Origin of the sequence: Halarcobacter ebronensis, from assembly GCF_013201825.1 — a bacterium.
GTDB lineage: Bacteria > Campylobacterota > Campylobacteria > Campylobacterales > Arcobacteraceae > Halarcobacter > Halarcobacter ebronensis.
This window is the reverse complement of the sequence record NZ_CP053836.1, coordinates 2,088,611-2,113,686: the sequence shown is the minus strand read 5'-3', so window position 1 is coordinate 2,113,686 and position 25,076 is coordinate 2,088,611. Positions and strand designations below refer to the sequence as shown.

Genomic DNA, 25,076 nt, shown 5'->3' with positions numbered 1-25,076 from the left:
TTATTATGGCAAAGATTCTATTTATATTTACTCTTTTGTTAACCATGCTTGAGGCTGGTTATATAAAAGATAGCGTTGAAGCACATAAAAAAGGGGAGCATGAAAAAGTAGCCTCAATTTATGAGAAAGCTTGTAATGAAGAGAAAAAAGCTTCTGCTTGTTATAACCTTGGAGTTTTATATATGGGTGCGACTGGAGTTAAAAAAGATATTGAAAAGTCTTTGAAATATTATAAAGAGGCTTGTTCAAATAACTTTATCTCTGCTTGTTATAACTTGGCACTTATCTATTATACAGGTAAAGATGTAAAAAGAGATATTCAAAAAGCAATTATCCTTTATGAAAAAAGTTGTAATGGAAATGATGGAGCAGGATGTAACAATCTTGGAAGAATTTATGATACAGCAGATGGGGTAAAAAAAGATATTAAAAAAGCTTTTGAATACTATAAAAAATCTTGTAATAGTTATGATGAAATGGGATGTAGTAACTTAGCTTTTATGTATGCTAATGGTAGTGGAGTAAAACAAGATATTGTTATGGCAACTAAACTATATGAAAAATCATGCAATGCAGGTGTTTCAATAGCTTGTGAGAACTTAGGTCATATGTATGAAAATGGACAAGGTGTAAAAGTTGATTACAAAAAAGCTTTTGAGTTATATGATAAATCATGCAAAGGCAAAGATGGTCTGAAAGGGTGTAATAATCTTGGAGTTTTATATGTTAATGGAAGTGGCGTAGAACAAAACTTTACAAAAGCAAAAGAGCTGTTTAAAAATGCTTGCGACAAAGGATTAGGTCTAGCTTGTTCAAACTATGATTTATTAAAAGATTATCATAATACAAAGGCAAATAAGTGATAAAAACTCTACTTTTAATAGCTATTTTGTTAGATATCTTGTGTTCAAAAGAGATTAAACCTGAAGTTCAAAAACAAGATCTGTTTCTAAAAAAGATAGAAAAAAATTCTCTTGTTTTAAAAAAAGATATTAAAGAGAAAGAGTATTGTATTCTTGAATTAAAAAACTCTTGTTTGAGTGAAAAGAGTTTAGATAAAAAGAGTATAAAGGATGGGAAATGAAAATTATACTTTTCACAATTGGATTGTTTATTACTATTTTAAATGCCCAAATATTTCAATCTGTACTAAAAGATAAAGGGGTATTTATAAATGAAGGGGAAGATAAATATTATTGTAGTTCTTGTGGTATGAGTCTTCCTATGTATTATAAAACAAACTATATTTATCAAAACCATCAATACTGCTCTTTCCACGCCCTTTTAGAGGCAAATAAAGGTAATTTTGAAGATGAATTAAAAGTTGTTGATGCAAAAAAACTAAAGTTTATTGATGCAAAAAAAGCCTTTTTTGTTGTTGGAAGTAAAAAACCTGGAACAATGACTATGAATAGTAAATATGCCTTTGAGACAAAAGAGGATGCATTAAGTTTTCAAAAAAGTAACGGTGGAGAGCTTCTTGATTTTGTTTCAACACTAAAAATTGCAAAAGATGATTTTGTAAAAGATAGTGCAATGATTGATACAAAAAAAGAGAAAAAGATATATAAAATAGGAATGAAACTTTACAAAGCAAGATGTAATAAGATTGATGCAAAGAGTTTTAACTCTATTGCAAAATTGAAAGCTAAATTAAGTAGCAGTTGTAAAACAAAAAAAGATAAAGATTTACAAGCCATTGCTACATATTTATGGGACATAGAAAAGTTAGGTAAAAAATTAAGAGTAATTGAGACACTAAATATTCCAAAAGATGCAAAGTGTCCTATATGTGGTATGTTTGTTGCAAAATATCCTAAATGGGCTTCAATGCTTGAATTTGAAGGAAAACACTACTATTTTGATGGTCCAAAAGATATGTTTAAATATATCTTTGAAAAGGGAAAAGAGAGTATTGGTGAGATATATGTAAGCGACTATTTTACAACTAAAAAAGTTGATGGAAGAAAAGCCTATTTTGTAATGGGTTCTGATGTTTATGGTCCTATGGGCAAAGATTTAGTTGCTTTTGAGTCTGATGAGGCTGCATATAGCTTTAAAAATGATCATTTTGGTAAAAGAGTAATGACTTTTAGCGAAATGACAGATGAGGTATTAACATATTTAAAATGAGTTTCTTAATTAAACTATCTATTCTTTTTATGATTCTATTTGTAGCTATTTTTACAAATTATAGTAGTTATGATAAAAACAAAAAGGTAGAAGAGTTAAAAGAGATATCTTCAAAAATATATTTAAAACCATCATTTATTTTTAAATCAAAAGAGTATAAAGAGTTTGTATATGCTAAATAAAAATTTTATAGATTATTCAATAAAACTGCTGTTTAAAGACAAAATGGAGCACTTCTTTAGTTTCTTTATTTTTACTTTTATTATCTTTATTTTAAGTTCAGTTTTGTTTGTCTCTGACTCTATAAAATATGATTTGTTATCAACTATAGGCAAAAAAGATCAAATTACATTAACAAATACAAAAGCAGGGAAATATTATCCTTTGATGGAGAGTCATATTGATGAGATAATTCAACTAAATGGAGTTGAAGATGTGATGGGAAAAGTTGATGGATATTATAATTTTGCCCAAAGTCAAAGATATATTCATATTGTTGGCGATGAGAATTTAGATGATGAAACAATGGTTATCTCAAAAGATATACAAGAGCTTTTTAAAAAATTTGAATATATAGAAGAGTTTAATTTTTTAACTTTAAATGGAATAATTACAGAACCAATATCAAAAGTTATAAACTCAAATATTTTATCAAACAATACAATTTTTGTTAGTTTTGATATGGCAAGAAAACTTTTGCAAATGAGTGATGATGAGTACTCTTATATGACAGTTTATGTTCCAAATAGTGATGAAGCAGACTTCTTAGCTAGAAAAATCATGGATATTTATCCAAATATAAAAGCAGAAACAAATCTGCAAAGAGAGGCAGATTTTAGACATATTTTCTATTATAAAGGTGGAATTTTTATGATTTTGTATATTGTTTGTATGCTTGCTTTTTTTATTCTTTTGAAAAATCAAGTCTCATCAATGTTTGGAGATAAAAAGAGAGAGATAGCAGTTTTAAGAAGCATTGGGTTTTCAATAAAAGATATTATTGCTTTAAAATTTATTCAAAACTGTGTTGTCTCTTTTAGTGCTTTTATTATTGGAATCTCTTTGGCATACTTTTTTGTTTTTATTTTTAATGCACCACTTCTTAAAAATATATTTTTAGGGGATGGCATGGAGTATCTTATTTTCACTCCTGTTATTGATTTTAGAATGTTATCTATTCTTTTTATGTTTACAGTTATCCCTTTTTTAGCTTTTATTTTGATTCCTTCTTGGAGAGTTGCCATTGAAGATCTAAGTGAGATAATGAAATGATGAAAAAAGTTCTAATAAAAAATCTATTTAAAATCTATAATGAAAAAAAACAAAATGAGTTTGTAGCCCTAAAAAATATAAATTTAGAGATAAACAGTGGCGAAGTTATAGTATTAAGAGGTAAAAGTGGAAGTGGAAAAAGTACTCTTTTATCAATAATTGGAGGTATTAGTAAACCAACAAGTGGTGATATTTTAGTTGATAATGAGAATATTGCAAAACTTCCAGATATTTATACTTCAAACTTTAGAAATGAGAAGTTAGGTTTTATTTTTCAATCTTTTAATCTAATAAACGGATTAAGCACCTATGAAAATGTAATGGCACCTTTGGTTTTAAAACCTTTAAAAAAAGAGCTTTTAGAATCAAAAATATCACAGGCTCTACATTTAGCAAATATTGAACATAAAAGGGAACAAAAAGTTGAAAGTCTAAGTGGGGGAGAGAAACAAAGATGTGCAATAGCAAGAGCTCTTGTAATGAATCCTTCAATAATCTTAGCAGATGAACCAACGGCAAATTTGGATAAAAGTAACTCTTTGGTTTTTGTGGAGATGTTAAAAAAATTTAAAGAGTTGAATAAAACAGTAGTTGTTGCAACCCACGATTCGCTTTTTGAAAACTTGGATTTTGTTGATAGATATATTGATATAAAAGATGGAGAGATAATAGAGTGAATATATTTTTGTTAAATGATATTATTGTTTTCCTTTTTATTGAAATAATCCTTGTAGTTTTAATGCTTATTAGTGAGTTTTCTGTTATAAAAATCCTAAGAAAATGGGATTTTGGAGTAACTACTTCTTTGCAATACTCTTTGGAAAAAAGAAACTACTTGGTTAATACAATAATAGATTTTACAATAATAGGCAAAATTGTTCTTTTTATCTTTTTTATAAAAACCTTGGCTGAACTCTCCCATGTTGTTCCTGGGGCTATGTGCATAGCTGGGGTCGTTGGTGCAAACGATTATGGAGAGGTTCTCCTCCTTCTTAAAATCTTTATTGTTTTTATGCTTGCTGTGTGGTTAATAATAAATAGGCTTGATTTGAAATCAAAAAGATTTGTTTATATAAAAAAGAAGTATCTTTTTTTTAATTTTTTGCTTCTTCTTGTTCTTATTGAACTGCTTGCAGAGGTTTTATATTTTAGTAATATTCCTTTGAAAGTTCCAGTATTTTGTTGTTCAACAATTTTTAAAGCAGATGCCTTGCCTTTTGGATTAGATAGAACAACTTTAGCATTGGCTTTTTATGCCATTTTTGCAGTAACAATAGTTGTAAGTTATTTAAAAAAGATTATATTGAGCTTTTTATTAAATGCTATTTTTCTTTTTTCTTCTTATTTCGCAGTTACCTATTTTTTTAGTATTTATATTTATGTTTTACCAAATCATCAGTGCCCTTTTTGTATCTTGCAGAAAGAGTATTTTTATATAGGATATTTTATTTGGATTTCTCTTTTCCTTGGAGTTTTTTTTGGAATAGCTGCTTATGTAGTTGAGTCTATTATAAAAATAAAAGAGACTACTTTTTTTAAATATTCAATTCTTTTTAATACCATTTTTACTGCAATTTGTAGTTACTTTGTTCTTATATATTATATAAAAAATGGAGTATTTCTATGAGAAGAGTTTGGCCTTATCTTTTTTTAGTAGCTCTTAGTTTGACTTTATATAATTACTCAAAGGAAACAAGAGAAGATATAAAAGTTGTACATGGATATTATGGTGAGGGTCCTTATAGAATTGTTTTAGAAACTTACAAAAATAGATATATTTGTAATGACTGTGGGATGATGATTAAAAGCTATCAAAATTCAGCGCAAGTTATCTCTTCAACTGGAGATGTATATGTTTTTGATGATGTTGGATGTATGCTTAGATGGCTTAATAGACAAGATTTCAAAAATGAAGTTAGAATTTATGTATTTACTACAGATACAGGAGCCTATATAGATGCAAACTTGGCTTGGTATGTAAGGGATGCAAATACACCAATTGGTTATGGTTTTGGAGCTTACGAAACTTCAATAGGAGCAATTACCAGTGGTAAAACAAGATCTTCTATTGAATCACAAGTAGGTACTTTTGAGATAAAAAGAGAGAATAAACAGATTTATAGTTTTGATGAAATTAAACTCTATGCAAATAGAGGAGAGACTTTGCTTAATCCTATGATTAAAAGAGAGTTATTAAAAAAAGAGTAAGATGGAAAATCCACCTTACTCTTTTTTATTAGCTTCCATACATAATGTTTGGTAAGAACATCACTATTTCAGGAATATATGTGATTAGTACAAGTCCAGCTAAAATTGTAAGGGTCCATGGCCAAGCTGCAATAATAACATCTTTGATACTCATACCTGTAAGCCCAGAGGTAACAAAGAGATTAAGCCCAACAGGTGGGGACACCATTCCAAGCTCCATATTCACTGTAATTACAATACCAAAGTGAATTGGATCAATTCCAAGTGCAACTGCAACAGGAAGAAGTAATGGAACCATAATCATAATAATCGCACTTGGTTCCATAAATGAACCAGCAAGAATTAGAAGTAAGTTAACCATAAGTAAGAACATATATTTATTTACATTTGCTTCTACTAAAGCTTCGGTAATGTGTTGAGGAATATTTTCAATAGTTAAGAAGTGAGCAAAAAGCATTGCATTTGCAATAATAAACATAATCATTGAAGTTGTTTTTGCTGACTCCAAAGCTGTTGTATATAGTTCTGTTAACTTAATATCTTTATAGATAAATACAGAAACAATAAATGCCCAAACAGCAGCAACAGCAGCAGCTTCAGTTGGAGTAAATACTCCTCCATAAATACCACCAATTACAAGTACAATTGTAAATAGACCCCAAGCTGCATCTTTCATCTTTTTAAGTCTAATTTTGTATGGTTGTGGTTCTTCTCTTTCAAAACCTAATTTTCTTGCACCAATATAAGTAACAAGCATAAGCATAAAACCAAGCATAAGACCTGGGATAACCCCTGCCATAAATAGTTTACCAATAGAAACTTCTGCTGTAACTCCATATACAATTAATACAATTGAAGGAGGAATTAGAATACCTAAAGAACCAGCTGTTGCAATTGTCCCAACTGCATATTTTTTAGGATAACCAGCTTGCATAATAGCACCAAACATAATAGAACCAATAGCAACAACAGTTGCTGGAGATGAACCTGAAACTGCCGCGAAGATGATTGACGCAAAAATTGCAGAGATTGGAAGTCCACCTGGGAAATGTCCAACACAAGATTTAGCAAACTCAATAATTCTTTGTGCTGCACTACCTTTACTTAGAAGGTTCCCTGCAAAAATAAACATTGGAATAGCCATTAAAGAGTAACTCTCAACTTTTTCAAACATCATTGCTGAAATTTCAATTGGAGAAATATCAGTAAATACTAAAAGAGTAATAAATGTTGAAGCCCCAAGACAAATTGCAATTGGAGTTCCTAGAATTACAAGAGTAAAAAATATTGCAAATAGTAAAGCTATACTCATACCATTCCTCCTGTTTTCTTTTCAACTTCTTTAATCATTTTATTAAGTTCCTTTACATGCTCATTATCTTGATTTGTTCTTGCACCAATACCCATCTCTGCAATAACATGTTCAGCTTCACTCTCCCTTAAAATTTTTGTATGTGAAGTTGATAAAATTCCATGGATTCTCTCTGCAACTCTATATGCTGCAAAAGAGAAAGCAATTGGAATTACTAAATAAGGAACCCACATTGGCATTCCCCATAAGTCAATTGATCTTTCATCTAAATCAATAACAAGCAGTAGATACTCATAACCATAATATGCAACAGCAACTAAAAATACTATTGTTACTAAGTGTGCAAGTAGTAACATTATTTTAGCAATTCTACTTGGCATAATGTCAAGTATAATTGTTACAGAGATATGCTTATCCCTTTTGAAACAATATGCTGTACCAAAAAAGACACTCCATAAAAATAGGAATACTGTAAGTTCAGTTGCCCAAACAAATGAGGCATCAAAAACATATCTTGCAACAACATTAACAAATGCTACTGTTACCCCTCCAGTTATGCCTATTACAGCGATAGATTGGTTAATAAAACCAATTATCTTACTAATAATTTTAAAAATAATCATCTTTTACTCCGTTGCTAATACACCTTTAATCAAATCTTCTCCAATTAAACTTTTATCATAAAAGTCAGGATAGATTTTACTAACGGTTTTTCTCCAAAAATCTTTTTGTTCTTTTGTTAGATTTATAATCTCTAACTTACCACTCGTTTTTGCATACTCTTTAATAAGATTATACTGTTTTATATTTAATTCTTCAGCATACTCCCTCTCCTTTATTGTCGATTCTTTCATTGCTTGTAAAATAGCATTTTGTAACTCTTTTGGTAAAGTATTCCAAAATTTTTCTGAGATTACAACTAAATATCCTAAGTAACCGTGATTTGTTATGGTTAGATACCTTTGAACTTCATGAAATTTTTTCGTATAAATATTAGAGATTGTATTCTCTTGTCCATCTATTACCCCTTGCTGTAAAGCGGAATAGACTTCAGAAAATGGCATAACTTGTGGATTTGCGTCTAAAACTTTGAATTGTTCTTCAAGAACTTTTGAGGACATAATTCTAAATTTTTGTCCCGCTACATCTTCAGGCACGATTAATGCTCTTTTTGATGAGGATAGTTGTTTAAAATTATTATCCCAAAAATCAAGAGCAATATAACCTTTTTCATTAACCATATCTTTTAGTTTTTGTCCAACTTCACCATCTTGTACCCTATGCAGATGGTTAATATCTTTAAAAAGAAAAGGTAAATCAAAAAGTGCCAATTGTGGTACTATTTTTCCAAATTTTGAAAAACTAGGTGCCGCCATTTGAACAGAATCAAGTTTTAAAGCTTTTAAAACTGCATTATCTTTGTAAAGTTGTGAAGAGGGGTATACTTGAACATCAATTCTACCTTTTGTTAACTCTTCAACTCTCTTTTCAAAGAATTCAGCTGCTTTGCCTTTTGGTGTGTCTGGGCTTACCACATGAGAAAATTTCAAAATATACTCACCTAATTGAATAGGATTTTCTTTTATGATTTTTTCCTCTTTTTTTTCACTTCCACAACCAATAAAGAACAGAATAGGAGTAGCTATAATAGTAGATATTATTACTTTAGTACTTATTGTCATACATTATTCTCCTTCTTGTCTTATACATAGATTATAATTAAAAGTTATGTACCTATTGTGTAATTTAGTTGAAATTTGGAAATTTAAATTAAATATAAGAATCATAAAAATAGTATAAAAAGCTTGAAATTATGGGGGATAGACTATCATGTTATTTGATAGTCTATCTATAATAATTATTTAGTGTTAAGAGCACCTTCAATTAAGTCTTTACCAATTTTATCTTTGTCATAAAACTCAGGGTAAATTGTACTTTCAACTTTTCTCCAAGCCTCTCTCTGCTCAGGTGTTAAAGTGATAATTTCTAAGTTTCCAGTCTCTTTTGCATATTTTTGAATCTCTTCAAATTGTTCTTTGTCTAAAGCTTGTGCTAATTTTCTCTCTTCAGCAGTTGCCTCTTTCATAGCTTGTTTTACATTTGCTTGTAAATCAGCTGGTAAAGAGTTCCAGAATTTTTTAGACATAACTACTAAGTATCCTAAATATCCGTGGTCTGACATTGTTAAATATTTTTGTACTTCGTGGAATTTTTTAGTATAGATATTAGAGATTGGGTTTTCTGCTGCATCAATAACACCTTGTTGTAATCCTGAATATACTTCAGAAAATGGCATCATTTGTGGGTTTCCACCAACTGCTTTGATTTGAGCTTCTAATACTTTAGAAGACATAATTCTAAATTTTTGTCCCTCTGCATCTTCTGGCATAACAATAGCTTTTTTTGATGAAGAGAATTGTTTAAATCCTGCATCCCAAAAATCTAATGCAACTATACCTTTAGCTGAAACCATCTCTTTTAATTTTTCACCAACTTCACCATCTTGTACTCTATGTAAATGATCTACATCTTTAAATAGAAATGGTAAGTCAAATAGTGCTAATTGTGGCACGATTTTACCAAATTTAGAAAATGATGGCGCTGCCATTTGAACTGAGTCTAATCTTAATGCTTTTACAACTGCATTATCGTTATATAATTGAGAAGATGGATATACTTGTACGTCAATTCTTCCTCCAGATAACTCTTCTAATCTTTTTTCAAAGAACTCAGCTGCTTTCCCTTTTGGCGTATTCGCGCTAACAACATGTGAGAACTTTAAAGTGTACTCTGCTGCTAAAGTAGCTGTAGCAAGCATTGCTGCTGCAACTGTTCCTATTACTAGTTTTTTCATTTTCACTCCTTGTTTTCTGTTTCAAAAAGAGTATAATGTAAAGTTATGTAAAAGTTATGTATAAATATTGCAAATTATAAAAAAGTGTATATTATAGGCAAGAAAGTAGCATTTTAGTGCCATTTTACCCAATTTATCTTAACCATGTTTTAAACAAAAGAAAGATACAATCTTCAACTTTTTGGAATATAAAGATTATAAAGGATGAAGATGGGTTGTAATTTAGATTTACTTACTTCTTTTAAAGATAACTGTGGTTTTGGACTACTTGCAGATTTAAAAAATAGACCTAGCCATAAAAATTTAGAAGATGCAATAACCTCGCTTGAAAGAATGATGCATAGAGGTGCGATTGCAGCTGATGGTAAAACCGGAGATGGTTCTGGGTTATTACTATCTATGCCAGATAAGTTTATGAGAAAAATAGCTTTAGAAAGCGGAATAGATTTACCAGAAAAATATGCTGTAGCTATGATTTTTACAAAAGAATTAGATGATATAGAAACATTCAAATTAAAATGTGAAGAGAATGATTTAAAAGTATTATTAACAAGGGAAGTTCCAGTAGATACGGATGCCTTAGGTCAACAAGCCTTAGAGAGTTTGCCTCATATTATTCAAGTATTTGTAACAGCAAGTGCTTTGATGAGTTTAAAAAGATTTGATGCAATGTTGTATTTAACAAGAAAAGAGTGTGAACATAAATTAGTTGATAAAAAAGATTTTTATATTCCGACTTTTTCATCAAAAGTAATTGCTTACAAAGGGCTTATTATGCCTACTCATATTAAGCATTTTTATATTGATTTAAGAGATGAAGATTTTCAAATTTCGTTTGCACTATTTCATCAAAGATTTTCAACAAATACCCTTCCACAATGGAGACTTGCTCAACCATTTAGAGCAATTGCACACAATGGAGAGATTAACTCTGTTGAAGCAAATAGAGTAAATGTACAGATAAAATCAGAACAAATAGAATCAGAAATATTTACCGATGCTGAAATAAAAAGAATTCTTCCAATTCTGCAAAATGTAGGTTCAGACTCAACATCATTGGATAATATGTTTGAATTTTTAATTGTAAATGGTGTTGATTTCTTTAAAGCAGCAAGAAGCATGATCCCTGCACCTTGGCAAAATGCACCACATATGGACTCTGATTTAAGAGCTTTTTATGAGTATACATCAACAGCAATGGAAGCATGGGATGGCCCAGCTGCTGTATCTTTAACAGATGGAAGACATATAGGGTGTTTGATAGATAGAAATGGATTAAGACCTTCTAAATATATTATTACAAAAGATCATAAAATCTATATTACTTCTGAGTATGGAACTGTTGCATTAGATGAAAATAACATTCTAGAGAGAGGAAGATTACAATCAGGACAAATGATTGGAATTGATTTAAAACATGGAAAAGTTTTAAAAGAGGAAGATATCAACGATTACCTAAAATCTTCTCAAAAATATAGTAGATGGCTAAATGGAGATATGGAGTATCTACAAGAGTATATTGATGAGTCTTTCGTAGAAGTTGAAGATTATAAATTTGATAATTTAGAGAAAAAACAAAAATATTTTAATATCACTTATGAAGTACTTGATCAAATGATTGAGCCAATGGCTAAAGATGGAAAAGAACCTGTTGGTTCTATGGGAGACGATACTCCTTTAGCATGTTTTTCAAAAGTAAGTAGAAACTTTACAGACTTCTTTAGACAAAAATTTGCACAGGTTACAAACCCACCAATTGACCCATATAGAGAAAAAATAGTAATGTCTTTGGAGACAGGATTTGGACATACTCATAATATTTTAGATGAAAAACCAGAGTATGCAAAAAGATTAAAAGTAGCAAGTCCTATTTTGATGAAAGAGAAATTTGATGTTCTTATATCTTTTGGACAAGAGAAATCTCCAAGATATGATGAATACTATAAAAACAGAACTTTTACAACAACTTTCAAAAAGGATTTAAAAGCCTCTTTAGAACAGTTGGCAAGTTATGTAATTAAAGCTATAAAAGTTGATAAAGTATCAATTGTTGTTCTTGATGATAGAGATGTTTCTCAAAACACAAAAGTTATTCCAATGGCTATGGCAGTTGGTTTTATAAATGAAAAACTTTTAAACGAGGGAATTAGACATCAAGTATCAATTGTAGCTGTATCTGGAGAGATTTATGATCCTCATATGGCAGCTGTACTTATTGCATATGGGGCAACTGCAATCTATCCATATATGATGTATGCATCAGCTGTTGCACTTTATGAAAGAAAAGATGCTTCTAAATATGAGATGCAAAGGGTTCTAAAAAATACTCAAAAATCGATAAATGCTGGACTTCTTAAAATTATGTCAAAAATGGGTATCTCTACAATTGCTTCGTATAGAAACTCAAGATTATTTGATATTATTGGTCTTAGTGATGAGATAATTAAAGAGTGTTTTAATGGAAGTCATTCAGATTTGTGTGGACTTGATTATTCTGATATTGAAGAGAGAATTGAAAAACAACATTTTGATGCATTTTTTGATGACAAACATATGTTTCCTTTAAATCTTGGTGGATTTTATAAATATATTGATGGTGGTGAATACCATGATTATGGTCCAGCAACAACAAGAGCAATGCATAATAAACAAGCACAAAACAAAGAAGATATCTCTGATTTTGACAAATTAAGAGAGCTTGTAGCTAATAGAGATAAAAAATTTATCAGAGACTTTTTTGAGTTTAATTCAGATAGAAAACCTATTGATGTAAGTGATGTAGAATCAAAAGAGGATATCTTTAAAAGATTTGCAACAGCAGCTATGTCTTGTGGTTCTATCTCTCCTGAAGCTCACGAAGCAATGGCAATGGCAATGAACACTATTGGTGGTATGAGTAACTCAGGTGAAGGTGGAGAGGATCCAAAAAGATTTGGGACAATTAAAAACTCAAAAATCAAACAAGTAGCTTCTGGAAGATTTGGGGTTACTCCTGGATATTTAAGAAGTGCAGAAGAGATTCAAATCAAAGTTGCACAAGGTGCAAAACCAGGTGAAGGTGGACAGTTACCAGGGCATAAAGTAACTGCACTTATTGCAAGTTTAAGACATACTGTTGAAGGGGTTACCCTTATTTCACCTCCACCACACCATGATATCTACTCTATTGAGGATTTAGCGCAACTAATTTTTGACCTTAAACAGATAAATCCAGAGGCAAAAATCACAGTAAAACTTGTATCAACAATTGGTGTTGGAACAATTGCAGCTGGTGTTGCAAAAGCTTATGCTGATAGAATTGTTATTTCTGGTTCTGATGGTGGTACAGGAGCAGCTCCTTTAACATCTATCAAACATACTGGAAACCCTTGGGAAATGGGATTATCAGAAGCTCATAATGCTTTAAAAGCCAACCATTTAAGAGAATCTGTGCATGTACAAACAGATGGTGGACTTAAAACTGGACTTGATGTTGTAAAAGCAGCAATGCTTGGAGCAGAATCATATGCTTTTGGTACAGCTTCATTAACTCTTCTTGGATGTAAAATTTTAAGAATTTGTCATACAAATAAATGTTCTGTAGGGGTTGCTACTCAAGATGAAGATTTAAGAGAACAATTTAAAGGATCAGTAGAAAGACTTATCTCATACTTTACTTTTATTGCTGAAGATGTAAGAAATATCTTAGCGAGCCTTGGATATTCAACAATTGAAGAGATTATAGGTAGAAGTGATTTACTTAAAGTAATTGATGATAAATTTGCACAAAAATTTGATTTCCAAAATATTTTAAGAAGAATTGATGGTGTTGATACTTGTCAAAAAGAGTTTAATGAACCATTTGATAAAAACAAATTTGAGAGAGAACTTCTTAAAAAAGTTCATAGAACAATTGAAAAACCAGCAACACCAATTAAGATTAAAGAGAATATTTCAAATCTAAATAGATCATTTGGTACTTTAATCTCTGGTGAGATTGCAAAATATTATGGGGATGCAGGTCTTCCTGACGGTTCTATAAATATTTTCCTTACAGGAATTGCGGGACAATCTTTTGGAGCACTATTAAGTAAAGGAATGAACCTATACTTAGATGGTGCAGCAAATGATTATGTTGGTAAAGGTATGAACGGTGGAAAAATAATCGTTAATACTCCTCACCAAGGTTCAGAATTTGCAGGTGCAGGTAATACTTGTTTATATGGGGCAACTGGTGGTAAACTTTATGTTAGAGCGGCAGTTGGTGAAAGATTTGCAGTTAGAAACTCAGGAGCAACAGCTGTTGTTGAGGGAACTGGAGATAATGCCTGTGAATATATGACAGGTGGTATTGTTGTAATTTTAGGTAATACAGGTATCAACTTTGGTGCAGGTATGACAGGTGGATTATCATTTGTTTATGACCCTGAAAAACATTTTGTTGATAAAATGAATCAAGAGTTAATCGAAGCAGTTAGAATTGATACTGATGATACTGAAAGAGAGAGACTCTATTTAAAAAGATTATTAATGGATTATTTAAATGAAACTGAGTCTGAAAGAGCTGAATCTATTTTAGAAAATTTCAGAGCAGAGATTAGAAACTTCTGGATGGTAAAACCCAAAAATATGACTGTATTACCATTGAATCCAGATGAGGGAGTTTAAGAGATGTTAAATTTTACTAAATTTGAAAGAATAAGCCCTGAAAAAAGAGATGTTTTACAAAGATTAAAAGATTATGGTGAAGTTTATCAAGTGTTTGAAAAACAAAGAGCTAGGGAACAAGCTGATAGATGTATGCAGTGTGGAGATCCATACTGTCATACTGGATGCCCTTTACATAACTTTATTCCTGCTTGGCTTAAACAAACAGCAGAAAAAGATATGGAGTTAGCATTTGCTTTATCAAATGAGACTTCTCCTTTCCCTGAAATTCTAGGAAGAATTTGTCCTCAAGATGTATTATGTGAAGGTGCATGTTCCCTAAATACAGGACATGGTGCAGTATCAATTGGTGCAATTGAGACACATTTAAATGAAAGAGCATTTGAAAATGGTTTAAAACCAAGATTTTCTCCTTTAACAGCAGGTAAAAAAGTAGCAGTTATTGGTTCTGGACCTTCAGGAATTTCAGCAGCAACTTTCCTTTTAAGAAGAGGTTTTGAAGTTGAAATGTTTGAAAGAGAAGATAGAGCAGGGGGACTTTTAATGTATGGAATCCCTGGATTTAAACTTGATAAATCAACAGTTATTAGAAGAGTAAATTGGTTACTTGAAGCTGGAATGAAACTACATACAAATTGTGAAGTTGGAAAAGATATAAGTATTGCTGAACTTGAAAAAGAGTTTGATGCAATTTATCTTGGAATTGGTGCAAAAAGTGGAAGATTTCCTAAAATTGAAGGTGAAGATTCTCCTAATGCATATTTAGCAATGCAATTTTTAACTGGAATTCAAAAAAGAAACTTTGGAACTAAAGATGATAACTTTATAGATGTAAAAGATAAAAGAGTCGTAGTAATTGGTGGTGGAGATACAGCAATGGACTGTGTTAGATCATCTGTTAGAGAAGGTGCTATGAGCGTTAAATGTCTATATAGAAGAGATGAAGCAAATATGCCAGGATCTAAAAAAGAGGTTGTTAACTCAAAAGAGGAAGGAGTTGAATTTATCTTCAATGTAAGTCCTAAAAGAGTTATAAAAGAGGGTGATATAGCTGTTGGAATTGAGTTATTAGAGACAGCTTTAAGTGAACCAGATGCAAGTGGAAGAAGAAGTGTTAAAGAGGTTGAAGGAAGTGAATATATTGAAGAAGCAGATGTAATCATTTTTGCTCTTGGTTTTGCTCCTGAGGCTCCAGCATTTTTAAAAGAGTTAAATGTTGAACTTAACTCTTGGGGCGGAATAATCACAAATAACTATCAAACTTCAAATAAAAAAGTTTATGCGGGTGGAGATTGCCAAAGAGGTGCTCACTTAGCTGTAACTGCAGCAGCAGATGGAAGAGAAGCTGCAAAAGAGATAGCAAAAGCTCTAGCTTAATGCTAAATTGTTAAATAGGTTTTTCCCTATTTAACAATAATTTTTCTTTTAAAAAAATATTACTTTTTGATACTTTTTTTACTATTAAAATCTCTAATTCTTAATTATGACTAAAAAAGTTAGCTTTTTTATATTACTTAAAGAAATTATTAAAGATATTTAGGTTATAACTCCAACAGAATATAAATTTAGTTAGGGAAAAGGTTAATGTCTTTAATAATTACTGATGAATGCATAGCATGTGATGCTTGTAGGGAAGAATGTCCAAATTATGCGATAGAAGAGGGTGATCCAATATATGTTATTGATCCAGATAGGTGTACAGAGTGTGTAGGTCATTATGAAGAACCAGCATGTGTAGAAGTTTGTCCTGTTGATTGTATTATAGTAGATCCAGATAATCAAGAGACAATGGAAGAGTTGCAATTTAAATACGAACAATTACAGGAAGAAGAAGCTTAATATGGCCAAAATAACAACTATTATTGACATTGGGTCCAACTCAATGCGAATGGTTGTTTTGGAGAAGACAAGTAGGTTCGCATTTAACTTAATAAATGAGACGAGAAGTCGTGTAAAGATATCTGAAGGTTGCTACGAAAATGGTGGCAATCTCCAGGAAGCTCCCATGCAAAGAGCTTTTAACTCATTAGAATCTTTTTTAAATATATCCAAAGCATTAAAATCAAGAAAAATTATCTGTGTTGCAACTTCTGCATTAAGAGATGCTCCAAATTCAAATCTCTTTTTAAATAGGGTTCGAAATGAATTAGGTCTTAATATAAAAGTTATTGATGGAAAAAAAGAGGCTTATTATGGCGGAATAGCTGCACTTAATTTAGTATATAGTGATAGATTTGTTACTGTGGATATTGGTGGTGGTTCTACTGAATTTGCTTTTATAAAAGATAAAAAGATAGAAAAGTGTATTTCACTAGATATAGGAACTGTAAGACTATCTGAGCTATTTTTTAATAAAAATGATTATGTTGGTGCAAAAAATCATATTTTAGAGAAACTTCAAGAGGTTTTAGATTGTGGACATGAGATACCTCAAACTGTTGTTGGGATTGGTGGTACAATAAGAGCTTTGAGTAAGGTAATTATGATTAAAAACAATTACCCTTTAGATATCTTGCATGGATATAGTTATAGTGTTGATTTAAATAAATATATTTGTGATGAAATAATAAATGCAAAAGATTGTGAAATATTAAAAACTCTTGGAGTTAAAAAAGATAGATTTGATACCATTAAAGAGGGTACTTTTATCTTTAAAACAATTCTAGAAGAGTTACAAATAAAAAGGGTTATTACCTCTGGTGCTGGTGTTAGAGAAGGGGTTTACTTAAACGACCTTTTAAGAAACTCTAATTATATCTTTCCAGTTAATTTTAATGTAAGTGTTAGAAATCTTCTTGATAGGTTTCAAATTGATGAGAGACAAAGTGCTTATTTTGGTAGAAATGCAGGAGCAATTTTTGATGCTTTACAAGAGTTGCATAATCTTCCTCCTAAATATAGAGTTCTTTTAATAATAGCTTCAAAGCTTCACTCTATAGGTAATGCTTTAAACTTCTATAAATCAAATGACAATACTTTTGATTTTATTTTGCATGGTTTAAATTATGATTTCCTTCACTCTTCAAGGGTAGTTGTAGCTCATACAATTAAATTTTCAAAAAAAGCACTTCCAAAAAGAAAAGATTTAAAAGATTATGAACAGTTGCTTCCAGAGCTTGATGTTATGCAGTGGCTTTCATTTATGATCTCTTTAAATTTAACTATAAACCAAGATTTATCAAATCCTAAAGTTGAGTATAAGTTAGTTGGAAATGAGCTTAATCTCTTCTTTGAAAAAGAGATATTTATGGTAAAAAATGAGGTAGATAAGTTGGAGACTCCAAAAGATTTGAAAGTTTGTATCTATTCATGAAAATTGCCATAGTAAAACTCTCTGCAATGGGTGATATAATCCATGCAATGATTGCCTTACAATTTCTTAAAAAATATAATTCAAATATTAAAATTGATTGGTTTGTCGAGAGAGCATTTTCACAAGTGCTTGAAGAGAATCCAGATATTGATAATATCTATAAAATTGATTTAAAAGCTATTAAAAAAGATAAAAGTAAAATTTTTTCTCAAATAAAAGAGTTAAGAGAGTACTCAAAAAACAGTTATGATTTAGTAATTGATGCCCAAGGTTTAATAAAATCTGCAATTGTCTCAAGATTACTTGGCAAAAAAATTGCTGGCTTTAGTAAAGATTCAACAAGAGAAGGTTTAGCTTCAATCTTTTATTCAACAAAGGTTGAATCAGACTATTCAAAAAATGTTATTGAAAGAAATTTAGATGTGATATTAAAACCCTTTGAGATTAATTTTTCAAAGGATGATATTCTTAATAAAAAGTCTTTTTTGTTTTTTAAAAAAAGTATTGAAATTGATAGTTTTTTATCACAAACAAAAAAGAGTATTCTTTTGATTGTTGGGGCAAGTTGGCCTTCAAAAATATATTCTAAAGAGAAGTTTGCTAAAATATCAAACTATTTAGAGGAAAATATCTTAATTGCATGGGGAAATGAAGATGAAAAAGCTAGTGCAACTTTCATTGCTTCAAACTCAAATGCTAAGGTTTTACCAAAACTTGATTTAAATAATTTAAAATATCTAGTATCAAAAGTTGATTTGGTTATTGGAAATGATACAGGTCCAACACATATGGCTTGGGCACTTAACATACCCTCAATAACTATTTTTGGTTGTACACCAGGAAAAAGAAACACCTATGAGACTAAAATAAACAAAGTTATTGAATCAGACTCTTTTGTAAATCCTTTGAAATTAAACAGAGAGGATTTTTCTATAAATAGTATTGACGAAAAAAGAATTGTTGAAATGGCGAAGGATCTCTTATATGGAAATTAAAACTTCTCATAAGTTTGTTTATTATCTGTATCTATTTTTTAGATTTCTATTCAATTATACTCCCAATTTTATCTTAAAACCTATTTTAAAATCTTTGGCTTGGATTGCTTCAGTTAGTAGTAAAAAATATAGAAAAATTGTAAAAACAAATCTTGATATAGCTTTTAAAGATGAGATGAGTGATGAAAAAAAATATAGCATAATCTATGAATCATATAAATCTCTGATTTTTAATATGTATGAGTTTATAGAGAATCAAAATGCTACAAAAGAGGAAATTTTTGCAAAAGCTAAAATGACAAATGAAGATTTGGTTTGGGATGCTATAAAAAATGGTAAAAAAATTATCTTCTTTACAGCTCATTATGGTGGATGGGAGATTGCATTACCATATTGCGCACTAAAATTTGGAACAATTGCAGTAGTAAATAGAAAAATGAACAATCCTTTGATGAATGAGTTATATATTCAAGCAAGGGACAATAACAATATTATTATGGTAGATAAAAAAATTGCTGCTAAAGGGATGTTAAAGGCTTTAAAACAGAATCAACATGTGGCAGTTGTGGTTGATCAACATATTGGTATTGGAGTAGAAGTTGAGTTCTTTGGTGAAAAAGTTATGGCAACAGATTCTGTTTCTAGACTTGCTTTAAAATTTGATTCAGTATTAGTGCCTATTTTTTGTGAGATGAATGATTTTAGAGACTATACAATAAAAGTTGGACAACTAATTGATGCAAATAGTTATGAGTTTAAAACTGATGATAAAATAAAAGAGTTAACGCAACTACAAGCAACTTTAATTGAAGAGCAAATTAGAGATAAACCAGAACAATGGTTTTGGCAACATAAAAGGTTTAAACATAAACATGCAGAATTTTATACCCTTTGAGAATAAAAACTTTGAGAAATTCGTTACTAAAGAGTTTCTAAAAGAGAATAAAGAGATTTTCAGCATTGAATATGAAGGTGAAAAATATTGGATAAAAAGAGGAAGAAAAACCTCTTCAAATATATTTCACAAGATCTTTTATAAACTTTTGCCTTTTGAAGTTTTAATACCTGTACAAACTAAAAGTGCTGTTGAATCTATAATTTTTGAAACAGAAAAATTAGTAAGATTTAAAAGCTTAGGAATAAATGTACCTGATGTTTTAGGCTCAACAAAAGATTTTTTTGTATTAAGTGATTGTGGAACTCACATATATGATTTAATTCGTTTTACTAAAGATGAAAAAGAGTTTTACAACTATTTGGATTTGTATATTTTGGAACTTTGTAAAATTCATAATGCATCTGAGTATCATGGTGGTGCACAAAGTAGAAATTTTACTTTTTTTGATAAAAAAGTATATGTAATTGATTTAGAAGATAGTTTTGATGAAAAAATTGATTTAAAGACTTTACAGTTCAGAGATTTACTTTTACTTTTATCTTCAATGACAAAGTTAGAGAATATTGAGTTTTCTTATAGCTATATTATAAATTTGTATGTAAATAATACAAATAATAGAGATTTTTTAGATAGATTAAGATTTTTAAGAAAAAGATTAACTCTAATAAACTCTTTTGGCAAGCTCTCTTTAATTAGAGATTCTTCTCGTGATGCCAAGGGTTTTTTCAAGCTTTTAGATGAACTTAAAAATGTGTGATTTTACAGTCAATAATCAGTTTCTTTTTTATATAATAACTTTTTTAAATTAGGAGAGTAAATGTCTTTTTCAATTATTTTGGCAAATAGGTTATCAAAAATTATTGGTAATGTAAGTAAAGTTCTAATTTGCTATCCTTTTCATTTCTTTTTTCCAAAAAAAAGATTTACAATTCCTGAAATTAGTAAAGCAAAAATTAAATCTGATAAAAAATATAAGATTACAAAAATTATTTGGCAAACAAACTACTCGAATCGCTCAAGTCTTCCAGTTTATTTAAACTATCTTTTTAATAGGTTACTATCTTTAGATTTTGAATATAGATATGTAAGTACAGAAGCTAGACTTGAATATATAGAAAAGAATGGAACTAAAGAGCAGTTTGAAGCTTTTAAAAAACTAACTGATGGGGCAGCACAAGCTGATTTTTGGAGAGTTTTTACCCTTTTAAAAGAGGGAGGAGTTTATTTAGATATTGATGCCCATCTTGTCTGGCCTTTATCAAAAATTATAAAGCCTAATGATGAAGAGGTTTTTTTAATGACTAAACATAATTATAGCAACTACTTTATAGCAAGTGCTCCTGGTAATAAGTATCTAAAAAAAACTCTTGATTTGATAGTTGAAAATATTGAACAAAAAAAGATAGGTAATGGTGTTTATGATTTAACAGGACCAACAGTACTAAATCTTGCAATAGGTGAAGATAAAGTAAATAGTAGACACAATAAAATAACTTGTGTGCAAGGAAGTTTTACTAATGAGTATTTTCAGTATATTGATAAACCAAGAGGAAAATGGACCCATGCAAAAAAAGAGGAATTATTAAAAGAAGATAATAGTTCTTTTATTATTAAATAAAATTATTAGAGAATCAAATGTTAAATATAAAAAGTTTAAGTTCAATACCTTTAGAAAGGATTTCTTACTATTCATTGATAGTTTTTGCCTTTACCCTCCCTCTTTCAAGGGCTGCAATTAGTTTTTTTTTAATATGGTTTGTCCTTTTAGTGATATTAAAAAGAAATTATAAAAATAGTTTTGAAAAATTAAAAGAAAAAGATATTTTTAAATTTATAATTTTATATTTCATATATATTATTATAAGTTCCTTTTGGGGAGATGATACAACTAATACAATAAGACATCTAAGGCTCTACTCTTATTGGATAATTTTACCAGCAATAGTTATTTTAATAAAAAAAGAGTGGACTAATGTAATTTTAAATGCATTTTTTGTGGGTGTTTTTATTAGTGAACTATTATCTTATAGTATTTATTTTAATTTTGGAATAATTGAGAATACTGGGGGAAATATAGCACCTTTTATGACATCAATTCATTATAGTGTTTTTTTAGCCTTTACTTCTTTAGTTCTGTTATATAAAATTACATTTGAAGATAAATCATTAAAGATTAGAATTTTAATAATTTCTTTTTTTATTATGACTTTTATAAATCTAATGATTTCCAATGGAAGAACAGGACAAGTTGCTTTTTTAACTACTTTAATTATATTTGTTATAGTTAAATTTAGGGCTAATATTAAAAAAATTATTATTAGTTTATTTTTCTTAATAAGTATTATGTATTTTGCATATTCAAATTTAAATACATTTCAAACCCGTGTAAATACTACTGTAGCTAGTATAAATAAAGCCATTTTAAATAGTAATTTTGATAGTTCTTGGGGAATTCGTGCAGCTTTTTGGATAATTACATATGATGCATTAAAAGATAGACCATTCTTTGGATATGGTTTAGGAGATTATGAAATTGCAGCTAAAAAAGTTATAGCTGAACATGATTATAAATTTATGAATGAAAATGTAAAAAATTTTGTCACTTCTTATCACTATCATAATCAATATTTAATGATTGCAGTTGAAGGAGGGATTATTGCTCTTTTCCTTTTTTCTCTTATTCTATATAAATTATATAAATTAAGAATTGAGGAAATAGAATTAAAAGACATTAGTATAATTGGATTAACAACTCTTTTAGTTAGTTTTGTAGGTGATCCAATGTTATTTTTGCAGTTTCCTCTAGTTCTTTTCTTATTTATTGTTTCTTTGTTTATATCTAATTCAAATTAAAATAAAAAATGAATATTAATATGAAAAATAATACATTAATAATATGTTTATCTCCAAATAGAGGAGGCATGGAAATTTCATCCCTTAAACTCGCTTCTAAGCTTGAAAGTTATGTTAATATATTTTTTTTAACACGAAAGAGTAGTTTTATAGATTCAAATTTAGATAAATATCTAAATAACTCATTAAATAATAAATTTAGTATTTCTTTTAGTTCAAACTTAAGTATAAAATTAATATTTTTAATTAGAAAAATAGTTAAAAGTAAGAATATTAAAAATGTAATATTTTTTGGCGCAAGTGAAATAAAATCTTTGTATTTTGCTTTTTTGGGATTAAATATTAATTTTATAGTTAGGCATGCTACAACAAAACTTACATCTAAAAGGGATTTTATTCATAAGCTTTTATATTCAAATGTTAATTATCATGTTGCAATTAGTGAACACTTAAAAGAAAATGTAAAAAAAATTGTTCCTTTAAACAATCATTGTGAAGTAAAAGTTATTTATCCTTCTATAAAAATTGAAAATTATGATTTTAATAATATTTTATCTAGTAGAAAAAGAAATGAGAAAATCAGAATAATTCATACAGGAAGAATTATAAAAGGTAAAGGGCAATTAGATGCAATTTTAGCTTGTGAAATATTATATAAAAACAATATAGAGTTTGATTTTTTTATTCTTGGTTCCTTTGAAAATGGTTTCGAAATAGAATTTAAGAAAGTATATGAAAAACTTAAATATAAAGATTCAATACATTTAATTGGTTTTGAAAAAGATATATTTAAATATTTGATGAATTCAGATATTTTTTTATTTCCTAGTTATGGAGAAGGTTTCTGTAATTCTTATGCGGAAGCTCTTTCATGTGGATTATATTGTATAAGTTATGAAAATACAACATTTATAGAATTTAAGAAATTAGGCTTTATAAATGCATTATCTAAAAATAAAGATATTGAGTTACTAAAAGATGAATTATACAAAGCTGTATTTTTTATCTCATCTAATGATACATATAGACAAAAAAATTTAGATTTAGCAAAACATCTTTTTTCAGTTGATTCTGAAGTTAATGGTTATTTAAAATTATTAAAGTAGAGAGAAGAAGTAGATGTTGTTTAATAGCTATGAATTTATATTTGTATTTTTGCCAATAGTATTTTTTGTATATTTCTACCTAAATAGTAAAAGATTAACTGTAGGAGCAAAAGGGTTTTTAGTATTTGCAAGCTTGTTTTTTTATTCTTGGTGGAATGTAGTATACCTGCCATTAATCTTAAGTAGTATGCTCTTTAACTATGTAATAGGTAATAGTTTAGCATTTGATAATAAAAGAGGTATTAATAAAGGTTTTTCTAAAAATACAATCCTAACCTTTGGAATAGTTTGTAACCTGGCACTTCTTGGATACTTTAAATATGCAGATTTTTTTATATTAAATTTAAACCTTGTAACAGATATACAAGTAGAACCACTAAATCTACTTCTTCCTTTGGCTATTTCATTTTTTACCTTCCAACAAATAGCATATTTAGTTGATAGCTATAGAGATGAGACAAAGGAGTATGATTTTTTGAATTATGCACTGTTTGTAACTTTTTTCCCTCAATTAATTGCAGGTCCAATAGTTCATCATAAAGAGATGATGCCACAGTTTGCATCTAAATGGAATTTAGTTAAAAATTATAGAAATATAGCTCTTGGACTTTTTATATTTTCATTGGGACTTTTTAAAAAAGTAGTAATAGCAGATACCTTTGCAGAATGGGCAACTAATGGATTTGATAGGGCAGTAACATTAAACCTAGTAGAAGCCTGGGCAACATCTTTGTCTTATACCTTTCAATTGTACTTTGACTTTAGTGGATATACAGATATGGCAATAGGAATAGCACTGTTGTTTAATATAAAACTTCCTATAAACTTTAATAGCCCATATAAAGCATTAGATATACAAGACTTCTGGAGAAGATGGCATATAACACTTTCAAGATTCCTAAGAGATTATATCTATATTCCATTAGGAGGGAATAGAAAAGGAAACTTTAGAACCTATGTAAATCTTATGGCAACATTTGTAATAGGTGGATTGTGGCATGGAGCAGGGTGGACATTTGTATTCTGGGGATTTTTGCATGGAGTTGCATTGTGTATACATAGAGTTTGGCAAAGTATAGGGTTTAGACTTCCAAAAGTAATAGCATGGTTCATAACCTTCAACTTTGTAAATATAGCCTGGATATTTTTTAGAGCAAAAGAGTGGGATGATGCGGTTAAAGTATTATCTTCTATGTTCTCTCTTGATAATGTAGTGTTAAGTCCAAAATTAATGTTTTTAACAAAAGTTTTAGAAATAGATAATATTATATATGATAGAGTTTTTTGTATATCAGAGGAGGGGAATAGAGTAATAATTTTTTTAGTTTTCTTCTTTACAATTATACTTTTTTCAAAAAATTCAATAGTAAAACTTCTATTATTCAAAATAAGTTTTAAATCAGTTATTTTTAGTAGCTTTTTATTTATTTATAGTGTTTTTCAACTCACAAAAGTGAGTGAGTTTTTATATTTTAATTTTTAGGA

23 protein-coding genes are annotated in these 25,076 nt (G+C 29.2%); 19 read left to right on the top strand and 4 right to left on the bottom strand.

The window, feature by feature from the left end:
• Positions 1-5 precede the first annotated feature (5 nt).
• The 8 genes from AEBR_RS10530 to AEBR_RS10495 are packed head-to-tail and all read left to right on the top strand — an operon-like array spanning position 6 to position 5,613.
• On the top strand, positions 6-863 hold the full coding sequence (locus AEBR_RS10530) for an SEL1-like repeat protein (protein ID WP_164969438.1): 858 nt from the start codon (positions 6-8) through the stop codon (positions 861-863).
• Positions 860-1,084 (top strand): hypothetical protein, encoded by a 225-nt coding sequence (locus AEBR_RS10525; protein ID WP_129086299.1) that lies wholly within the window; start codon positions 860-862, stop codon positions 1,082-1,084. Before AEBR_RS10530 ends, AEBR_RS10525 begins: the two co-directional genes overlap by 4 nt.
• Positions 1,081-2,133, top strand: a complete 1,053-nt coding sequence (locus AEBR_RS10520) for a nitrous oxide reductase accessory protein NosL (protein WP_129086300.1) — start codon at positions 1,081-1,083, stop codon at positions 2,131-2,133. The genes AEBR_RS10525 and AEBR_RS10520 overlap by 4 nt, the downstream gene beginning before the upstream one ends.
• On the top strand, positions 2,130-2,315 hold the full coding sequence (locus AEBR_RS10515; RefSeq protein WP_129086301.1) for a hypothetical protein: 186 nt from the start codon (positions 2,130-2,132) through the stop codon (positions 2,313-2,315). Before AEBR_RS10520 ends, AEBR_RS10515 begins: the two co-directional genes overlap by 4 nt.
• Positions 2,305-3,405 (top strand): ABC transporter permease, encoded by a 1,101-nt coding sequence (locus AEBR_RS10510; protein ID WP_129086302.1) that lies wholly within the window; start codon positions 2,305-2,307, stop codon positions 3,403-3,405. The genes AEBR_RS10515 and AEBR_RS10510 overlap by 11 nt, the downstream gene beginning before the upstream one ends.
• Complete coding sequence (locus AEBR_RS10505; protein ID WP_129086303.1) at positions 3,405-4,082, top strand: ABC transporter ATP-binding protein; 678 nt, start codon at positions 3,405-3,407, stop codon at positions 4,080-4,082. Before AEBR_RS10510 ends, AEBR_RS10505 begins: the two co-directional genes overlap by 1 nt.
• Positions 4,079-5,032 (top strand): hypothetical protein, encoded by a 954-nt coding sequence (locus tag AEBR_RS10500; protein WP_129086304.1) that lies wholly within the window; start codon positions 4,079-4,081, stop codon positions 5,030-5,032. The genes AEBR_RS10505 and AEBR_RS10500 overlap by 4 nt, the downstream gene beginning before the upstream one ends.
• Complete coding sequence (locus AEBR_RS10495) at positions 5,029-5,613, top strand: nitrous oxide reductase accessory protein NosL (RefSeq protein ID WP_129086305.1); 585 nt, start codon at positions 5,029-5,031, stop codon at positions 5,611-5,613. The genes AEBR_RS10500 and AEBR_RS10495 overlap by 4 nt, the downstream gene beginning before the upstream one ends.
• Before the next feature lie 28 nt (positions 5,614-5,641).
• Here the strand turns inward: AEBR_RS10495 and AEBR_RS10490 are convergent, their stop codons facing one another.
• The 4 genes from AEBR_RS10490 to AEBR_RS10475 all read right to left on the bottom strand — a co-directional run bounded on the left by AEBR_RS10490 (position 5,642) and on the right by AEBR_RS10475 (position 9,779).
• Complete coding sequence (locus tag AEBR_RS10490) at positions 5,642-6,925, bottom strand: TRAP transporter large permease (protein ID WP_129086306.1); 1,284 nt, start codon at positions 6,923-6,925, stop codon at positions 5,642-5,644.
• Positions 6,922-7,548, bottom strand: coding sequence for a TRAP transporter small permease (locus tag AEBR_RS10485; RefSeq protein ID WP_164969439.1), 627 nt, complete (start codon positions 7,546-7,548; stop codon positions 6,922-6,924). The genes AEBR_RS10490 and AEBR_RS10485 overlap by 4 nt, the downstream gene beginning before the upstream one ends.
• 3 nt (positions 7,549-7,551) lie before the next feature.
• Positions 7,552-8,607 (bottom strand): TRAP transporter substrate-binding protein, encoded by a 1,056-nt coding sequence (locus AEBR_RS10480; RefSeq protein ID WP_129086307.1) that lies wholly within the window; start codon positions 8,605-8,607, stop codon positions 7,552-7,554.
• A gap of 176 nt (positions 8,608-8,783) precedes the next feature.
• Positions 8,784-9,779: a TRAP transporter substrate-binding protein gene (locus AEBR_RS10475; protein WP_129086308.1), complete on the bottom strand. Its 996-nt coding sequence runs from the start codon at positions 9,777-9,779 to the stop codon at positions 8,784-8,786.
• A gap of 210 nt (positions 9,780-9,989) precedes the next feature.
• Between AEBR_RS10475 and gltB the strand changes: the two genes are divergently transcribed.
• From gltB to AEBR_RS10420, 11 genes are all read left to right on the top strand, one after another.
• Positions 9,990-14,426 (top strand): glutamate synthase large subunit, encoded by a 4,437-nt coding sequence (gltB, locus tag AEBR_RS10470; protein ID WP_129086309.1) that lies wholly within the window; start codon positions 9,990-9,992, stop codon positions 14,424-14,426.
• Between the two features lie 3 nt (positions 14,427-14,429).
• Complete coding sequence (locus AEBR_RS10465) at positions 14,430-15,803, top strand: glutamate synthase subunit beta (protein WP_129086310.1); 1,374 nt, start codon at positions 14,430-14,432, stop codon at positions 15,801-15,803.
• Between the two features lie 207 nt (positions 15,804-16,010).
• Positions 16,011-16,265 carry a YfhL family 4Fe-4S dicluster ferredoxin gene (locus AEBR_RS10460; RefSeq protein ID WP_128979246.1) on the top strand — a complete coding sequence of 85 codons (255 nt, stop codon included), beginning with the start codon at positions 16,011-16,013 and terminating at the stop codon, positions 16,263-16,265.
• A gap of 1 nt (position 16,266) precedes the next feature.
• On the top strand, positions 16,267-17,739 hold the full coding sequence (locus AEBR_RS10455; protein WP_129086311.1) for a Ppx/GppA phosphatase family protein: 1,473 nt from the start codon (positions 16,267-16,269) through the stop codon (positions 17,737-17,739).
• Entirely contained in the window at positions 17,736-18,734 is a 999-nt protein-coding gene (gene waaC / locus AEBR_RS10450) for a lipopolysaccharide heptosyltransferase I (protein ID WP_129086312.1), read from the top strand. The genes AEBR_RS10455 and waaC overlap by 4 nt, the downstream gene beginning before the upstream one ends.
• A complete protein-coding gene (locus AEBR_RS10445) occupies positions 18,724-19,629 on the top strand; it encodes a lipid A biosynthesis lauroyl acyltransferase (RefSeq protein WP_129086313.1) in 906 nt (301 codons plus the stop codon). Before waaC ends, AEBR_RS10445 begins: the two co-directional genes overlap by 11 nt.
• Positions 19,607-20,389 (top strand): BUD32 family EKC/KEOPS complex subunit, encoded by a 783-nt coding sequence (locus AEBR_RS10440; protein WP_129086314.1) that lies wholly within the window; start codon positions 19,607-19,609, stop codon positions 20,387-20,389. The genes AEBR_RS10445 and AEBR_RS10440 overlap by 23 nt, the downstream gene beginning before the upstream one ends.
• A 60-nt stretch (positions 20,390-20,449) precedes the next feature.
• On the top strand, positions 20,450-21,250 hold the full coding sequence (locus AEBR_RS10435; RefSeq protein WP_129086315.1) for a glycosyltransferase family 32 protein: 801 nt from the start codon (positions 20,450-20,452) through the stop codon (positions 21,248-21,250).
• 17 nt (positions 21,251-21,267) lie between these two features.
• On the top strand, positions 21,268-22,485 hold the full coding sequence (locus AEBR_RS10430; RefSeq protein ID WP_129086316.1) for an O-antigen ligase family protein: 1,218 nt from the start codon (positions 21,268-21,270) through the stop codon (positions 22,483-22,485).
• A 68-nt stretch (positions 22,486-22,553) separates the two neighbouring features.
• Entirely contained in the window at positions 22,554-23,591 is a 1,038-nt protein-coding gene (locus AEBR_RS10425; protein ID WP_164969440.1) for a glycosyltransferase, read from the top strand.
• Positions 23,592-23,604: 13 nt separating this feature from the next.
• Positions 23,605-25,074 carry an MBOAT family O-acyltransferase gene (locus AEBR_RS10420; RefSeq protein WP_129086318.1) on the top strand — a complete coding sequence of 490 codons (1,470 nt, stop codon included), beginning with the start codon at positions 23,605-23,607 and terminating at the stop codon, positions 25,072-25,074.
• Positions 25,075-25,076 lie beyond the last annotated feature (2 nt).

Bases quoted from the DNA above. Each gene is read 5' to 3' on its own strand.
- AEBR_RS10480 (WP_129086307.1), bottom strand. From the start codon at position 8,607: ATGACAATAAGTACTAAAGTAATAATATCTACTATTATAGCTACTCCT.
- AEBR_RS10490 (WP_129086306.1), bottom strand. From the start codon at position 6,925: ATGAGTATAGCTTTACTATTTGCAATATTTTTTACTCTTGTAATTCTA.
- AEBR_RS10460 (WP_128979246.1), top strand. From the start codon at position 16,011: ATGTCTTTAATAATTACTGATGAATGCATAGCATGTGATGCTTGTAGG.
- gltB (WP_129086309.1), top strand. From the start codon at position 9,990: ATGGGTTGTAATTTAGATTTACTTACTTCTTTTAAAGATAACTGTGGT.
- AEBR_RS10505 (WP_129086303.1), top strand. From the start codon at position 3,405: ATGAAAAAAGTTCTAATAAAAAATCTATTTAAAATCTATAATGAAAAA.
- AEBR_RS10495 (WP_129086305.1), top strand. From the start codon at position 5,029: ATGAGAAGAGTTTGGCCTTATCTTTTTTTAGTAGCTCTTAGTTTGACT.
- AEBR_RS10425 (WP_164969440.1), top strand. From the start codon at position 22,554: ATGGAAATTTCATCCCTTAAACTCGCTTCTAAGCTTGAAAGTTATGTT.
- AEBR_RS10445 (WP_129086313.1), top strand. From the start codon at position 18,724: ATGGAAATTAAAACTTCTCATAAGTTTGTTTATTATCTGTATCTATTT.
- AEBR_RS10440 (WP_129086314.1), top strand. From the start codon at position 19,607: ATGCAGAATTTTATACCCTTTGAGAATAAAAACTTTGAGAAATTCGTT.
- AEBR_RS10520 (WP_129086300.1), top strand. From the start codon at position 1,081: ATGAAAATTATACTTTTCACAATTGGATTGTTTATTACTATTTTAAAT.
- AEBR_RS10485 (WP_164969439.1), bottom strand. From the start codon at position 7,548: ATGATTATTTTTAAAATTATTAGTAAGATAATTGGTTTTATTAACCAA.
- AEBR_RS10510 (WP_129086302.1), top strand. From the start codon at position 2,305: ATGCTAAATAAAAATTTTATAGATTATTCAATAAAACTGCTGTTTAAA.
- waaC (WP_129086312.1), top strand. From the start codon at position 17,736: ATGAAAATTGCCATAGTAAAACTCTCTGCAATGGGTGATATAATCCAT.
- AEBR_RS10430 (WP_129086316.1), top strand. From the start codon at position 21,268: ATGTTAAATATAAAAAGTTTAAGTTCAATACCTTTAGAAAGGATTTCT.
- AEBR_RS10455 (WP_129086311.1), top strand. From the start codon at position 16,267: ATGGCCAAAATAACAACTATTATTGACATTGGGTCCAACTCAATGCGA.
- AEBR_RS10530 (WP_164969438.1), top strand. From the start codon at position 6: ATGGCAAAGATTCTATTTATATTTACTCTTTTGTTAACCATGCTTGAG.
- AEBR_RS10435 (WP_129086315.1), top strand. From the start codon at position 20,450: ATGTCTTTTTCAATTATTTTGGCAAATAGGTTATCAAAAATTATTGGT.
- AEBR_RS10475 (WP_129086308.1), bottom strand. From the start codon at position 9,779: ATGAAAAAACTAGTAATAGGAACAGTTGCAGCAGCAATGCTTGCTACA.
- AEBR_RS10515 (WP_129086301.1), top strand. From the start codon at position 2,130: ATGAGTTTCTTAATTAAACTATCTATTCTTTTTATGATTCTATTTGTA.
- AEBR_RS10465 (WP_129086310.1), top strand. From the start codon at position 14,430: ATGTTAAATTTTACTAAATTTGAAAGAATAAGCCCTGAAAAAAGAGAT.
- AEBR_RS10420 (WP_129086318.1), top strand. From the start codon at position 23,605: ATGTTGTTTAATAGCTATGAATTTATATTTGTATTTTTGCCAATAGTA.